Below are 14,129 nucleotides of genomic sequence, written 5' to 3'. Positions count from 1 at the left end.
TACCAGGAAAACAAACTTTCAGTAGGCGAGGCGGCATGTCCTGCCGTTATCCATGGACAGGATATCGATAGGCATAGGCGCTCGTAAACGCGCTTCTGGTAGATGCCTTAATCCATATCCCTCAAGTGGGCCGCAACAGAGCGGCCAATGAAGGTGGCACCGCGAGGCATAAGCTTCGTCCTTTATTCTGTTCCCTACCGGGGAATGGGATAAAGGACGAAGCTTTTTTTATTGAATACCTGCAGGCTGAAAGGAGGTGATGGTCGTGGAAGATGGCTGGTGGCGACAGCTCAACGTTGAAAAATTACTCAACCAAAGGAGAATAACCCATGAACAAAAACAACGATATTATTCTGACAGGAGATCGGACTACCGGACAGCTTCATCTCGGCCATTACGTAGGCAGTCTGCGCAGTCGGGTGCAATTGCAGGAAGAGTACAAAACGTATATTTTACTGGCAGATGTTCAGGCTCTCACCACCCATTATGATCAACCTGGGTTGATTGCGGATAGTGTACATCAAGTCACGTTAGATTACTTAGCCGTAGGCATTGATCCGAACAAGGCTACCCTGTTCATTCAATCCATGATTCCGGAAATTGCGGAATTAACCGTGATCTTCTCAATGTTTGTTACCGTCAATACACTTCGACATAACCCTACCATCAAGAGCGAAGCGCGTGATCGTGGATATACGGATCTATACTACGGATTCCTTGGGTATCCTGTTAGTCAGGCTGCAGATATTGCATTCTGCAAAGCAACCCTTGTTCCGGCAGGCGAAGATCAGATTCCTCATATTGAGACAGCGCGGAAGTTGGTCCGTCGATTCAATGAGCTATACGCTCCCATTCTGCCTGAACCCCGTATTCTGACCGGAGAGCGGCTTGGTGGGCTGGATGGCGTCGGTAAAATGAGCAAAAGCATGGGTAATGCGATCTCATTAAATGCAAGTCCAGGGGATGTAAAAGCCAAATTGACCAAGGCCAAGACAGATCCCGCTCGCATCCATCGATCTGACCCAGGACATCCGGATATCTGCCCTGTTTTCGCCTATCATCAGCTTTTCCGCAAGGAGAACGCAGACGAAATACATGCCAGTTGTAGCCAGGGGAAGATTGGATGTAAAGATTGTAAACAGATGGCAGGTGAAGCCATCAATGATCTGCTTGCTCCTTTTCGTGAACGACGGAATTATTATGAACAGCGTAATGATCAAGTGAAAGAGATTCTTATCGAAGGGACCCGTCAAGCAAGGAATGCTGCCCGTGAAACGATGCTGGAGTTACGAGAAGCCATGGGCATTCAGTATTTTTAAGCTCTAAGTGCTTGTATGAAGGGCTTCAATCACGTTAACACTGCTGAGGACAGTCTATTGGGAAAAGGGGACTCCTCAGCATGAAACGTACACAGCCATCTTTTTTGCAAGCCATGATGTTAATCATGTTATCCGTTGGTCTAATCTGCCACGTTCTGATTATTCCTGCCCTGTTGTCTGCGGCTAAAAGGGATTCCTGGATCTCTGTTCTTTTGTCTACAGGACCCTACCTTGTATTTGCGCTCATGCTTGCCTATGTTTCTCGTTTTCTCCAGCACCAAACGCTGCATGATTGGCTGACTTCCCATCTGGGTAAGCCTCTTGGCTTGCTATTACGGATTGGAAACAGCCTCTTTTTTCTGTCCATCATCTATTTCACTTTACACGATACCACCACCTGGGCAAAAACCAGTTACCTGACGGAAACACCTGTATTGGTTACAAGCATTGCCCTGATGTCTCTCTGTGCCTATGCGGCTTATAAAGGGATACGTTCTCTAGCATTTACAGCAGGATTAATCCTGCCACTTGTGGTGGTGCTTGGCTTCTATGTCGCAATCGTGAATACCCAATACAAGGATTACAGCCGTCTCCTCCCTGTGCTTGAACATGGATGGCATTCCGTTCTTCATGGCATGGTATACAGTCTATCGGGCATGTTTGAACTATTGTTCCTCTGGTACATACAGCCTCACCTGACCAAACGTATACGTGTATGGCAGTACCTGATGCTCGCACTCATTATTGTCGGACTGACCGTCGGCCCACTCATTGGTGCAATTGTGGAATTCAATCCTTATGAGGCTGCCAAAATGCGATATCCCGCTTTTGAAGAATGGCGAATTGCTTCTTTGGGAAAATACATCGCTCAGACCGACTTTTTTTCCATCTATCAATGGCTCGCTGGATCTTTCACTCGAATTAGTCTTGCGATGTATATTGTGGTAGAAATATGGAATATTAAGAGCGCCACCCGAAAGCTCATCAGCTGTATCTCATTAGGTGTCTTATTTATTGTCACCATGTTATACCGTCTGGCTGATTTAACATTTGAGAACCTGCTTGTCCATTACATATTCCCATTCAATCTCTTGTATCTGAGCGGACTGGCGGTTATTGCAACGATTGTGGCATTCATCAGTTCACGCCATCAGAGGAGGAAACATCATGGAGCACCAGAAGATTGACACCACGTCCCATGAAACACTGCTCGCCTCTTTGAAAGAGCAATTCAATCCCTGCGCCGATGTTGTTATTCAGACTTTTCCAGCCAAAGATGATACGGTGCTTCCAGTGATATTGCTGTATTGCGACGGTTTGGTCGATGCCAAACAAATCAATCAGTTCATTATCCCTCGGCTGGAACAGCATTCCTTGCTTATGGAAGAATCACGTCCTAAAGAAACGGAATTAACACTGAATCCGGTGAAAGACCTTAATAATGTCGATAATCTAAATCTTTTGATTTTTAGTGGGCAATTGTTGATATTTTTGGGGAGTGGGGGCCCGTCTTTCAGTATGGATATTGCGAGCATACCCGGTCGTAGTCCCGAGGAATCTGCCCTTGAGTCTTCAGTAAAAGGGCCACGTGATGGATTTACCGAAGAGCTATCCGTGAATATTGCTCTCATTCGCAAACGAATGAAAACATCCTCAATGTGTTATGAAAAATACGTAAAGGGCGGTCGTACACAGACAGCCATTGGTCTGCTATATATCAAAGATATTATTAATCCAGAAATCCTGAAAGAAGCAAGACACAATCTTGATCAGATTGAGATTGATGGCATTCTGGGCACCTCAATCATGGAACGGGCTGTTATGGGAGGGGTTCGCAGTATCTTTCCACTCACAGATAACACCGAACGTCCTGATTTTGTCGTTGATTCTCTATTAAACGGTCGTTTTGCTGTTTTGATCGAAGGTTCTCCTGTAGCGGTCATCGCGCCAACTACACTTTTCAATCAATTGAAGTCTCCGGAGGACGAGAGTACACCCTTTTTCATCGTTACTTTTGAACGGATTTTACGTATTTCCGGACTGCTGATCGCCTGTTTCTTCCCAGGCTTTTATATTGGCTTGACCAGCTTCAATGTGGAACAGATTCCCCTGCCTCTTCTGGCAACGATTGCTGGTACTCGAATGGGCCTGCCCATGCCGGTGACACTGGAAGCGTTCCTGATGATTTTTATGTTCGAGCTATTTAACGAAGCAGGGCGTAGGTTACCACGTGCGTTAGGGCAGACGGTCAGCGTCGTCGGCGGGCTTATTATTGGGGATGCTGCCATTCGCGCCGGGATTACGTCCCCTACCATTATTGTCACGGTAGCGATCTCAGTCATCTCTAGCTATATTCTCGTGAATACTGTGCTAAGCGGGGCTACTGCCCATATCCGGATCGGGATGCTACTCATCTCTTCCATTCTTGGATTATTCGGATTTATGATCGGACTATTCGCCCTGTTGGTGCATCTCGTATCCTTGGAATGTTATGGAGTTTCTTACTTGACGCCTGTTTCTCCCTACATTCCCGGAGACTTCACCCAGGCAGTATCCATGCCCCCTTCCATGAAAAGAACCCAGCGTCCAGCTGCACTTCATACACAGGATTCCACCCGCCGGAGGAAACGTCCGTGAAAAGTTGGGTATCCATAAGCGGCCTTCTTCTAAGCTGCTTAATCCTGCTAACGGGGTGCTGGGATTCCAAAGAGGTGCAAAGTATAAACTTCATTACGGCGATAGGAATTGACTATGTGGACAACCAGTATATTGCTTATGCCCAACTGATTGACTTCTCCAGTATTGCAAAACAGGAAACGCCAACTTCCCGGGAGACAAGGGATATATGGACTGGACGAGGCAAGGGTAGAACACTGAGTATGGCTATTAACGACTTGTATGAAACGTCACAGCAGCAAACGCTCTGGACTCATGTTAAAGCTATTGTTTTATCCAAAAAAGTGCTGGAAGGTCGACTGGAGGATATCTTTAACACACTTCTTCATTCAGGCCAATTAAGATATACACCCTGGATCTATGCTACAGAGCATAACATTCCGGATATACTCTCTCCCTCTGCATTGTTGAACCAATCCGCCCAGACCATTGAATTATTTGAGCCCATGAGGCTATACAAACAGCATTCCGGTTACGAACCTATCCGGCTCCATCAGCTTCTCGATGGATTACGGGAACCGGCTTCCGTCGTTCTTTTACCCTCGGTTTCAACGAGGAACGAGACCTGGTTCAACGGCGATAAAACGCCACCCCTTGTTAGAATGGATGGATTTTATGTGATATCCAAAGGCACAAGTCAGGGTAGAGTTGCAGGAGCAGACGCAGATGGTACACGATTAGTAAATTATGGGCGTGTGTATCAGTATCCATTGTATGTTTATGGGAACGGTGAGAAGACTCCAGACTTGACGCTGATGCTTCAAAATCCCAAGACTAGAATCAAGGCGAGGAAACAAGGAGAAGGCGTCACATTCGATCTGTTTACCTCGGTCAAAACCGCCATCACCGAAGATCATGGGGCTCCTCGGTCTCCAGATGCCATGGAACAAGAAGCCGAGAAACAGATCGAATCCCAAATCCGAGATACGTTCGAAAAAACCAAGTCACGCATGATTGATTCCTATGGTCTTGTGGAACACTTATATCGCCACAACCTTCCCTTATGGAAACAGGAAGTCTACAACCGGGCGGATCCACTCAAACGTTTTAAACTTGGTAAAGTGGAGGTCCACGTGGATATCCTGAATGCGAGCACGTATAAATACAGCGAAAAATGAAGAAAAAGAAGCCCCGTCCCTGCATTGGATGCAAGGTTACGGGGCTTCTTACCATCTCCAGCTATGCTGTCGATTGGCGAAGTTATCCTGATGGGTACGCCATGACACTCATCAAAGCCAATTCAGGCTGGGTCGTGTCCAAACGGCTGTACTGAATGATAACAGGGATGCTGCTCGAAACCGTAATCGCATAAGGCACGCCTGGCGGAATAGACTGCTCCCCGGATCGTAGTGATGCAGTGCGAATATGCTTTGTCCTTCTCGCTGGCACGTCAGCAACAATATCTTCAAGTGGCTCTCTGTCTTCAAAGTAAATCGTGATGCTCAGCTCTGCATCCGTTGCACTGGTGTTCAGGACACAGATACTCTCATGACTCTCAAGTGTACCTCGGCTCTCTGGGGGAATGTAGCCATCCGGAATAACCCAGTAGGTGTGACCTGTAGGTGCTGAAGCGTTCTTACGGGCAGACGTGCCTGCATCTGTCTGGTCAGGTGTCATTGAATATATCCTCCTCTTTTGCGATTGCAATATAGGTTAAAATCAATGGGCTCGCGGGGCAGACGCTTCGGCGGGCGGATCGGGCTGCGGGCCGCTGTTGGCTCGGGATTTCTATTATTTCCCCTTAGCAGAGGAAATCCCGCTCCAAAGGCGGACGCTTCGCTCCCTCTACCCGATTCCGCCCTCCTCCGCTGCTACGCTCGCCGGACTGATTTAAAAGTATTGCCTTCGCTATTCGCTGGGCAACTTTTGATGGCTCTTCACTTCGTTTACCTCGCTTAATGAAAATACAGACGCACAGGACTTAAAATCCTGCGGTAGCTTATCTCCTAGAGTAGTAAAATCAAGTCCTCTACAACTTCTGGGGTTACTCTCCTACCGCAGATACATCTGCAGCGGTTGCAATTGCAACTCACGGATGGCTTCTGCCACCTGATGGGCAAGGCGACGGGCGCCACGTTCCTGAAAGTGCGTGTTATCCTCCACGCCTGACGGGAAGTTCACATACTCGCCTGGCAGCACCCACATAAAATCTTCCTTGGTGCCTTCCACACCCGCCTGCTCGAACAGAAGGCGGCTCCGCTCAGCCAGATCGATCAGCGGAATATCTTCCTCTTCCGCCAGCTCACGCACGGCGATGATATAGTCGCCATGGGTATCATTCAATGTGCCATCATCCGCGAAATAGCGACGATGCACCGGGGTCACGAGTACCGGACGAGCCTTGGCTTCCCGGGCAGCATCAATATACTTTTTCAAATACTCCTTATATGTTGTGAATGGATCCGTCCCTCGTTCAGGGTCCGGCTTCTCATCGTTATGTCCAAATTGAATAAACAAAAAATCCTCTGGCTTCATTCGCTCCATTATAACGCTCAATCTGCCTTCATTAATAAAACTGCGGGAACTTCGGCCTGACTGGGCATGATTATCCACTGCCACATCATGTTTGAACTGTGCAGGCAGCAGTTGACCCCAACCGCAATACGGGTATCCACTTTCCGGCTGATCCGTTACGGTAGAATCCCCAGCAAGAAATACGGTCATGGTCTGATTCGCGAGAGTAATCTCCAATGCATTAATTCTTGGTGCAGGACCAGAGAATGACAGACGGAGCCTGCCCCCGCGAACAACCACCGAGAATCGGACCTCTGCGCATTGCCCAGGAAGTGTACGGATGGTTGGCAGTACGACCCTGCCTTCACCGGCTTTCACACGGGTTACCGTCTCGGCCAATTCATCACCTGTAACAAGTAAAACTTGATAGGTTCCATCAGGAAGATCCACGATGAACGATGCTTTGAGCGGAATACAAAAGCTTGAACGCAATCGGGCAGACACGGTCGTCTGCCCCTGATTGCTATGATATTGTTTGGTGGGATCCGACACATCGTCATCACCGCTCCGTTGTTTCTCATATACCAGAGAACCTGCTTCGAATCCATATCCTCCGCGATCCCCATACGAGGTTGCTGCAGTCACTTGCAGATAATCCTCTGTATCATCTGCTCTTCCCGAGTCCGGTCCAAAGTTAAACTTCCAGCTGGTCACGGACACTGCCTGGCCCTCTGCCGCTGCCTCCATGGCAACGGCCTGACTACCCTGAGCTTTATTCAAAAGGAACATCCTCCTTGTTTAACTTTCGTAAACGTTCATTCGGGCAAGAGGCAGAAAATTCTGCTTAGCCTTTCAGTCCGCTGGTGCTCATTCCTTGAACAATTTGTTTCTGGAAGATGAAGAACACAGCTACAACTGGAACCAGACTGACGATGGACATCGCGAACATTGCACCCCAGTTGGAAGCAGATTCGCTATCCAGGAACATTTTCAGTGCCATGGATACGGTATACTTCTCAGGCGAGTTCAGGTACAATACCGGACCGAGCAGATCCTCCCATCTCCAGTAGAAGGAGAAGATCGCTGCTGTCGCCAGAGAAGACTTGATCAGCGGCATAATAATCTGAATATAAAGCCTGAATTTGTTACATCCGTCGATGGTTGCAGCCTCATCCAGCTCCTTCGGAATGGTTCGTATGAACTGCACCATCAGGAAGATGAAGAATGGCATTCCGAAGAATGTTGGTACAACGATTGGCAAGATGGTATTCAGCCAGCCCAGCTTCGTGAAGATGATGTACTGAGGAACCAATACCACGTCATGCGGCAGCATCAGCGTCAACATCATCAAGGAGAACCAGAACGTGCGTCCCTTGAAATTCAGTCTGGCAAAACCGAAAGCGATCAGCGATGACGATATTACGGCACCGATGGTGGAAATAACCACGATTACAAGTGAGTTCGTGATGTAATCCATAAACGGTCTTCCCGCTGTGCCTTTCCAACCATCCACATAGTTGCTCCAGATCCACTCCGCAGGAAACAGGGTATCCGCGGTAACGAAGATTGTACGGCTTTCCTTGAATGAACTGAAGAGCATCCAGAGTACGGGATAGAGCATCAGGAGGGCAAGAGCTGCAACGAACAGGTGATAAACGGGCCATTTTATATTTCTCCAAACCATCGTTACTTCCCTCCTTCAGATTCGTAGAACACCCAGAACTTGGATGTCAGGAACACGGCTACCGTGAGTATACCGATCATGATGAGCATGATCCAGGCCATTGCCGAAGCATACCCCATGTTGTTAAACATAAATGCCTGACGGAACAGATACAGGGAGTACAGCATCGTACCGTCCATTGGACCGCCTTCGCCTTTGGAGATAATGTAAGCAGGTACGAAAGTCATGAATGCTCCAATCGTCTGCATAATCATATTGAACAGGACGATCGGGCTAAGCAGTGGCAAGGTGATGCTGAAAAATTTCCGTATAGGATTCGCGCCATCCACACCTGCTGCCTCGTACATCTCAGTGGGGATATTTTTGAGACCAGCCAGGAAGATCAGCATGGACGAACCGAACTGCCACACAGACAGTGAGATGAGCATAACCAGGGACGCATTCGGGTCACCAAACCAGCTTATAGGCCCGATCCCGATTGCCGTTAGAGCGCTGTTGATAACACCCTCATTACTGAAGAGGTTACGCCACATAATGGATACGGCCACACTACCACCGATAATAGATGGCAGGTAATACAGCGTCCGGTACGTTCCGATCATACGAGAGCCAGTGTTCAGGACCATCGCTACGAAGAGGGCAAAGATCAATCTTAACGGTACCCCAATGAATACATACAGAAACGTCACTTTGACCGAGTTCCAGTATTTCGGGTCATCAAAAAACATTTTGGTGTAGTTGTCGAGCCCAATCCACCGTGGAGAAGTGAACAAGTTATAACTTGTGAATGACATATATAAGGAAACAAACATGGGGATTAGCGTAAAGCCCAGGAATCCAATAATAAACGGGCTAATAAACGCATATCCGGTTAAGTTTCTACGTAACGACGAATACTGCCTCAATGGAACGAACCTCCTTCGTGGATCAGCTTGCCCCCAATCCTTGCTTCGGTTATCTGGACGGGGAGAAGGCCCTCGCATTCGCGAGTAGCCCCATTCCCGACCATCCCTGCAGTGGGATGAGCAAGCCATCATTCAACTGTTATTTATTGTTCGCAAGTACAGATTCGGCGTTCTTGCGGAATGTTTCTGCTGCTTGTTCGGCTGTGATCTTGCCAAAGTTCAACTCTTCAACCACATCTGCCAGCGATGAGATTACTTCTGGTGAACCCACAGGTGGCGGAGGGCTCATCGGGGAAGCCTTAGGCTCCATGGCTGCTACGAATTCAAAGACTTGTTTCGTTGCATCACTCAGCTCAGGTGCGATAGCTTCTTTGATAGCTCCTGAGATGGGTACGCCACGCTCACCTTTGATCAATTTGTTCGCTTCCACGTCATTCACCCAGAAATCAATGAATTTCGCTGCTTCTTCCTTCACTTTGGAGTTAGATGTTACACCCCAATACATACTTGGCTGCATGTAGAGACCCTTCTCCATGTCCGGTCCAGGCATAGGAGCGAACTCCAGTGGACGGTCAGCTACTTGCTGTACGGCTACAAACTGGTTAGACCATTGCCATATCCCAACGCCCTTACCCTTCACCAGATCTGACTCCTCAATAATGCCTTTGGTTTGGTTGGCTACATCCGGCGTAGGTGCTGCGCCCTGCTCAATCATGCGGCGCATAAGTCCAAAGAATTCCACAAACAATTGGTCATCATCATAACCAAGACCCGTTCCTTCTGCATTGTAAAGGGAATGTCCTTTGGTACGCAGGAAGTAATGGAAGAAAATATCCGGGGCTACGCCTCCATCCAAATACAGACCTTTCTCAGCGGCTTGTTTACCCAGTGCTTCGTACGATTCCCATGTCATATCTTCAGGAATTGCGTCGGCTCCCGCTTTTTGAAGTAGCGCAGGATCATATTGGAAGCCCAGAACGTTAACACCGGCAGGTACGCCGTATTGTTTACCGTTAATTACACCTGTGCTAATAACGTTTTCGGATACATCGTCCACTTTGATCTGGTTACCCAGATAAGGGGCCAAATCCTCTAGCTGACCATTCTGTGCATATTGGCTGATGTAGGAAATATCCATCTGAACGATGTCAGGCAGTTGATTTGCTGCTGCTTGTGGTGCAAGTTTTTTCCAGTAATCATCGAATGAAGCATATTCCACGTCGATTTTGACATTCGGGTTTTTCGTTTTGTACAGGTCGATGACCTTCTGTGTATATTCATGCCTTGCATCCGAGCCCCACCAAGCGATCCGCAGAGTAACCGAGTCATCCCCAGATGCTCCTTCAGTTCCTCCACCTGAGCTACATGCCGCTGTAAACACGAGCAATGCAGCCATCATCAGGAATATTGCCTTTTTCACCATGCCAATCTCCCCTTTTTATGTTGATATGGTTGTGCGAAGCGTTGCCTTCGTTACTGATAACGCTTTCACAAACTTGTTAATGTCATTTTCGCAAATGTACGACCAGAGTTGAATACACAAAACCGTCTTGTTGGTTCAAAAAACAGAGGAGGACAACAGTCCCCCTCACGGCGCTGTTCATCCTCCCCAGACACGAATCATATGATTGGTAGTGCATTGTTATATGCCGATCCTGCGGAATTCCGTAGGCGTCATCCCCGTCCACTTTTTGAACACCTGACTGAAATATTGTGAATTACCGCCGAATCCGAACAATTCGGCAAGCTCGAATACTTTCACATCCCCACCTCTGCGAATATGATCACACGCTCGTTCGATGCGCAGACGATTCACGTAGTTGGAGAAATTCTCGCCCGTGACTTTTTTGAAAATTTTGCCCAGATAATCTGGATTCATATATAACATCTGATGGGCGACTCCATTGAGTGAAAGATCTGCCTCTCCATAATGACGATCCACGATATCCATCATCTTCTCCACGGCTGAAGACTGACGACTTATATGGTTTTTATAATAACCAGAGGTTAACCGGGCTGCACTGCTCGCGACAAAAGACTTCAAAGCAGATAACGTATCCATGTGGGGCAACTCCGCCATACGCTGAGTAAATTCTGTTGCCTCTTCGGGCGGACAGACATGAATCATCGCCGAGTACAGCTGCACTACATACGAACGCGTCACTTCAATTTCCAACTGCTGACCCGATAATAGATCGAACAGACGATCTACCTCTGCGGCTGTTTCCTCGCAATTGCCCGATTTGATCAACTGACACAATTGCTCGGCATCCTGTTCTACATGCAACCCGTCGCATTCTCCGGCCAGAACCAGATCATTCTTCGTAATCAACTTGCCTTCACCGATAAAGAAGCGATGATTCAGATATTGCAATGCCTCACGGAACAAACGCCGAGACTCGATCATTCGATCTGCCTCGCTCAGTGCAGCGGTCACTTCCAATTTATATAGTCTGGTAAATGCATCCCGAACCTCTTCAATGCTCTCCTTCAGTCCAGCGGGATCAGCTGAATCCGCAAGTAGAATCAAGAGTCTACCTTCAATCGTTGTGCTTAACAGTACATGTGGGAGCAGATCGCTGGCGATATTTTTGATGGCAAACAAATGACTGTAATCATGTTCATCCGCAATCCGGAACAGCAGTAACCGAACTGCAGTATCTTCAAGTTTCAGATCAAATAGTTCCTGGTAATATTCCAAATCGACCGGCCCATAGGTTCGGTTCGTCATGAACTCCAGCAAAAATTGCTCCTTTACATGCGGAAGGACCCGTTGCAAACGCTGTTTCATCTCACCAGCGACATGCTCCTTCACCTGCGCATCCTGATGTTCCTGCAATAGTTCAGCCAGCGCGTCATGGATCTGATTCTCGTTACAGGGCTTGAGCAAATAATGTTTCACACCATACTGCATCGCTCTGCGGGCATATTCGAACTCTTTATAGCCAGATAACATAATGAACCGTACTCCCGGGTATGCTTCGGATGCTTTCTCTATGAGTCCTAGGCCATCCAGACCCGGCATGGATATATCCGTAATGATAATATCGGGCCTCGACTGCCCGATTTTGTCCAGTGCTTCAATCCCATTCCTCGCCGTACCCACTAATTCCGTACCTGCTGCGGCCCAATCGACCACTTGGGATATTCCCTCCAGAATGACACGTTCATCATCTACGAGCATCACTTTGTACATCGTCATCGTCCTCTCTAATCCAAGGTATGCTGATCGATACTACAGTTCCTGATCCGGGCTTGCTGCTCATCACCATTCTGCCTTCTTCGCCAAAGGTCAGCCTGATTCGTTCCTGGATGTTAGATAACCCAATGCCCTGTCCTCTTGTCTGTATGCGTCCCTCATGTAATTGTTCCAGGAATTCCGGTGTCATCCCTGGACCATCGTCCTCGACTTCAATAATGACTTGGTCTCCCTCTGCTCTCGCCCTTATTCGAATTCGGCAAGGATCAATGCTTGGTTCGAGTGCATAATGTATGGCGTTCTCCACCAGAGGCTGCAATGTTAACTTGGGAATTCGTGCTGAACCCACCTCAGGGGCAATGTCCATGTCAAAATCCAATCTTTCTTCAAAACGGGTGCGCTGAATTATAACGTAGCTGCGGACAATGTCCAGCTCTCTTTCCAGTGTGATCCACTTCTCTGTCATATTCACAGAGCTGCGCAGCAGGAATCCAAGCGCCTCAACCATTTCAGAGATCTGACGTTGTTTCTGTACTTTGGCCATCCAATTAATTGATTCAAGCGTGTTGTATAGAAAGTGAGGATTAATCTGTGCTTGAAGCGCTTTCAACTCAGTCTCACGAATCACCAGTTGCTTCGAATAATTCTCATCAATCAATTCACGAATCCGCTGAAGCATCATCTTGAATGTGCGATGCAGCAGCCCAACCTCATTCTGCGGAGACATTGGAACGTTACCAAGGGCAGCCTCCTCCAGTTTATCCAGATCACCTTTTTCGATATTACGCATCTTCTTGATCAACTGCGCAATCGGGTGGGTAATACTGCGGGAGAACTTTGCTCCAATGATGAGTGCTGCCAGAAAAATCATGATAAAAATGACCGTGACCAACTGTTTAACAAACTGAATTTTTTTAAACATCTGATCAAAAGGTGTGGTGTACAGGTACGTCCAGTCTGTGTAGGAAGAATTGGCACGGGCAACAAAGTGTCTACCCTGCTCAAACATGGCAATTCCATAGGGCTGGCTACGCTTCAGTTCCGATTCAATCTCAGCTTCACTTACCGAAGATTCGGTTGGATAGATTACTTCTTTTCCATCCGAGATCAATAACTGTGAGTCCTCTGCCGGTTCCTGCATCTGATCCTGTACGATTCGGTCCAGGCGTACTCGGATAATAAGAGTCCCGAGCTTATCCAGTGTAAATGCACCCCCAGTAAAAGATTTCACCTGTCGTACAGATAAAAGCCTTGCTTGTTTATCCCCGCTGGTGTGCCAGACATTAGAGCCTGTATATTGATCTCCCAGTGATACGAGTTCCTTTTGCTTCGACTCCGAAATCCCTTCGCGGTTCCCTGCAGCCATAACGTTATTATCATTATCGATAAATAGCATAGAATAGACGTATTTCTCAGAACCTGCATAAGCAACCAATCGGTTGGTAATTTTCTTGCGCAGACCATTTCTCTCATATCCCGTCTCGGCCTTTTCCAGTTGAAGCAGATATTGTTGAAGCGGCTCGTCTGACATCACCTTGAAGGAAAGATTGGAAACTTCACGTAGTTGATTCTCAATGCCTACTGAAGACATATTGAGGACCTGCGAGGATTTCTCATAGATCTGCCGGTCATAAATACTGAACACATATCGGAGTACGGATGCATAAAACGTAAAACTGATTAACATCAACAATCCGATAAGGAGAATCGTCTTATTATGAATCGGCATTGTTGTGAAAGCGTTCTTAATTTTGCTCATCCTAAGCGCTCCTTTGGCCTGCGAAGGGTGCTGTCTTGCTATGGGTTAGTGGTTATATTGTAAGTTATTTTCATATTTACACATCCATGGTCATCTGACAAGTCATATTTATACAACAATATAGAGATGAGTT

General features: G+C 47.4%; 11 protein-coding genes and 1 other annotated feature (1 of these 12 only partly in view). Of the genes, 4 read left to right on the top strand and 7 right to left on the bottom strand.

All coding sequences use genetic code 11. From position 1 onward, the window contains the following. Positions 1–186: a binding site (T-box leader), on the top strand (it extends 128 nt beyond the left edge of the window). A gap of 143 nt (positions 187–329) precedes the next feature. From trpS to M1D71_RS03370, 4 genes are all read left to right on the top strand, one after another. Next, the gene (trpS, locus tag M1D71_RS03385; RefSeq protein WP_458125248.1) at positions 330–1,319 is read left to right on the top strand and encodes a tryptophan--tRNA ligase; all 990 of its coding nucleotides are present in this window, start codon (positions 330–332) and stop codon (positions 1,317–1,319) included. Positions 1,320–1,399: 80 nt separating this feature from the next. Then, on the top strand, positions 1,400–2,506 hold the full coding sequence (locus tag M1D71_RS03380) for a GerAB/ArcD/ProY family transporter (RefSeq protein ID WP_458125247.1): 1,107 nt from the start codon (positions 1,400–1,402) through the stop codon (positions 2,504–2,506). Beyond that, on the top strand, positions 2,487–3,956 hold the full coding sequence (locus tag M1D71_RS03375) for a spore germination protein (protein ID WP_458125246.1): 1,470 nt from the start codon (positions 2,487–2,489) through the stop codon (positions 3,954–3,956). The genes M1D71_RS03380 and M1D71_RS03375 overlap by 20 nt, the downstream gene beginning before the upstream one ends. Then, positions 3,953–5,113, top strand: coding sequence for a Ger(x)C family spore germination protein (locus M1D71_RS03370; protein WP_458125245.1), 1,161 nt, complete (start codon positions 3,953–3,955; stop codon positions 5,111–5,113). Before M1D71_RS03375 ends, M1D71_RS03370 begins: the two co-directional genes overlap by 4 nt. A gap of 82 nt (positions 5,114–5,195) precedes the next feature. Here M1D71_RS03370 and M1D71_RS03365 read toward each other — a convergent pair whose 3' ends face one another. From M1D71_RS03365 to M1D71_RS03335, 7 genes are all read right to left on the bottom strand, one after another. Then, positions 5,196–5,612 carry a sensory rhodopsin transducer gene (locus M1D71_RS03365; protein ID WP_458125244.1) on the bottom strand — a complete coding sequence of 139 codons (417 nt, stop codon included), beginning with the start codon at positions 5,610–5,612 and terminating at the stop codon, positions 5,196–5,198. 375 nt (positions 5,613–5,987) lie between these two features. Continuing rightward, positions 5,988–7,196: a rhamnogalacturonan acetylesterase gene (locus tag M1D71_RS03360; RefSeq protein ID WP_458127149.1), complete on the bottom strand. Its 1,209-nt coding sequence runs from the start codon at positions 7,194–7,196 to the stop codon at positions 5,988–5,990. A 97-nt stretch (positions 7,197–7,293) separates the two neighbouring features. Then, the gene (locus M1D71_RS03355; protein WP_347388636.1) at positions 7,294–8,133 is read right to left on the bottom strand and encodes a carbohydrate ABC transporter permease; all 840 of its coding nucleotides are present in this window, start codon (positions 8,131–8,133) and stop codon (positions 7,294–7,296) included. A gap of 2 nt (positions 8,134–8,135) precedes the next feature. Then, the gene (locus M1D71_RS03350) at positions 8,136–9,038 is read right to left on the bottom strand and encodes a carbohydrate ABC transporter permease (RefSeq protein WP_347388637.1); all 903 of its coding nucleotides are present in this window, start codon (positions 9,036–9,038) and stop codon (positions 8,136–8,138) included. 139 nt (positions 9,039–9,177) lie between these two features. After that, positions 9,178–10,461 (bottom strand): ABC transporter substrate-binding protein, encoded by a 1,284-nt coding sequence (locus M1D71_RS03345; RefSeq protein WP_458125243.1) that lies wholly within the window; start codon positions 10,459–10,461, stop codon positions 9,178–9,180. Positions 10,462–10,680: 219 nt separating this feature from the next. Next, positions 10,681–12,234, bottom strand: a complete 1,554-nt coding sequence (locus tag M1D71_RS03340) for a response regulator transcription factor (protein ID WP_458125242.1) — start codon at positions 12,232–12,234, stop codon at positions 10,681–10,683. After that, entirely contained in the window at positions 12,209–13,996 is a 1,788-nt protein-coding gene (locus tag M1D71_RS03335; RefSeq protein WP_458125241.1) for a histidine kinase, read from the bottom strand. Before M1D71_RS03335 ends, M1D71_RS03340 begins: the two co-directional genes overlap by 26 nt. Positions 13,997–14,129 lie beyond the last annotated feature (133 nt).

The organism is Paenibacillus sp. Z3-2, from assembly GCF_054161325.1.
The sequence above is the reverse complement of the archived record's forward strand: the minus strand, read 5'-3'. Positions and strand labels throughout refer to the sequence as shown.